A 1,442-nucleotide genomic window follows, 5' to 3' on the forward strand; every position below is an offset into this window, starting at 1 on the left:
GCAAGGTGAAATACCCCTTTAGCCTGGAACAGGAGAACAGCGATGGGCTGGACTGAGAAAGTGAATATCTGTGGAGCCGGTATGTGCAGCGTCAGATTGAAATCAGGTTGTTGGGTTTGCCTGCTCGTAGTGACGACGCTCCTGACCGGTTGCAGCACGTCCAAAGAGAACATGTTGCCATCGGGAGATCAGACTATGCTGGCATTGTGGCAGGGAAAGGCCGCGTCGTCACAGATCACGCTGGAAGCCCGTCAGGTGCTGCGCCGGGGGCTCAATGAACAGGAGCAGCAAATTTCGACTGACTATGCTGAAAGTTATAGTCGTACACAGGAAAATGAAATCAGTCAAACCTTCCCACGGCTACCCAATCCGGACATGGTGATGTATCTCTTTCCCCATTTGGTTGCGGGAAATTCGCCTGTGCCGGGATACAGCACGGTGTTTTCGTTTTACAGTCAGGTGCAGTATGCCCTGCCGGGTGAGCGGACGGTGGCATTGTGATGTGGACGTGGTTCAATAAAGTCCGCCTGCGTAAAGCGGACAACCTATCGCCTTCTTCCTGCGTGATCGGGCGTGAACCTGTAAAGCGGCCCGGCAAAATGACGCACGCTGATGAAGCGGCACTGTATAACCCTTCACCGTCTATCATTGATTATTTGCCCTGGGCAGAATACCTGGACGAGGAAAAGTGTCTGTTGCTGGATGACGGTCTGTCAGTCGGGGCGGTTTATACCGTCTCTCCGGTCCCGACAGAAGGACGCCCTGCTGCCCGTCTGGAAGAGATCCGTGACCAGGTGGAGGATGCGTTGCAGGACAGCCTGGAGGAAGAGGATATTTCTCCCTGGGTGGTGCAGTTTTTTTGTCAGGATGAAGATGACTCGTCGTCATCGCTGACGCAGCTTCGTCAATATATCAAGCCCTGGGCACAGGGCACAGCCTTTACCGAAACGTGGCTGGCTGAGACTGAACGACATTTGCGGGGTATTGCCCGGCCTGAAGGGCTGTTTAACGACACATTGATCACTGGTCAACCTTGGAGAGGGCAGCAACGCCGTACCCGAATGGTCGTTTATCGCTGGGTCCCGGCAGGCCAGAAGGATGCTCTGTCACCGGCGGCGTTGCTTAATCAGGTCTGTAACCGACTGACGGCCTCGCTGGCCAGCGCCGGCATTTTGTGTGAACGACAAGATGGTGAACAGGTTCATCACTGGTTACTGCGGTTATTCAATCCCGCTCCAGATTGGATAGATAAAACGACGTTGTATCAGGCGGCTAGTTATGCAACCCCACAGGCTGGTGAGTGGAAGCCAGATAATGATTTCACGGAAACCTTGTGGTTTACCCCGCCGCGTTCTGACGTGAAAAACGGTGTCTGGTGGTTTGATAATATTGCTCATCGGGCGGTACCGGTTGAACGGCTGCGTCGCCCCCCAGAACCGGGA

2 protein-coding genes are annotated in these 1,442 nt (G+C 54.4%); both read left to right on the plus strand.

All coding sequences use genetic code 11. The features are described 5' to 3' along the window. Positions 1 to 81: 81 nt before the first annotated feature. Positions 82 to 501, plus strand: coding sequence for a TIGR03751 family conjugal transfer lipoprotein (locus EAE91_RS23400; protein WP_214090532.1), 420 nt, complete (start codon positions 82 to 84; stop codon positions 499 to 501). Next, positions 501 to 1,442, plus strand: a 942-nt coding sequence (locus tag EAE91_RS23405; RefSeq protein ID WP_244869018.1) for a TraC family protein, incomplete at its 3' end; no start/stop codon positions are given. The genes EAE91_RS23400 and EAE91_RS23405, both read left to right, overlap by 1 nt.

This window comes from Photorhabdus noenieputensis (assembly GCF_018448935.1).
Taxonomy (GTDB): domain Bacteria; phylum Pseudomonadota; class Gammaproteobacteria; order Enterobacterales; family Enterobacteriaceae; genus Photorhabdus; species Photorhabdus noenieputensis.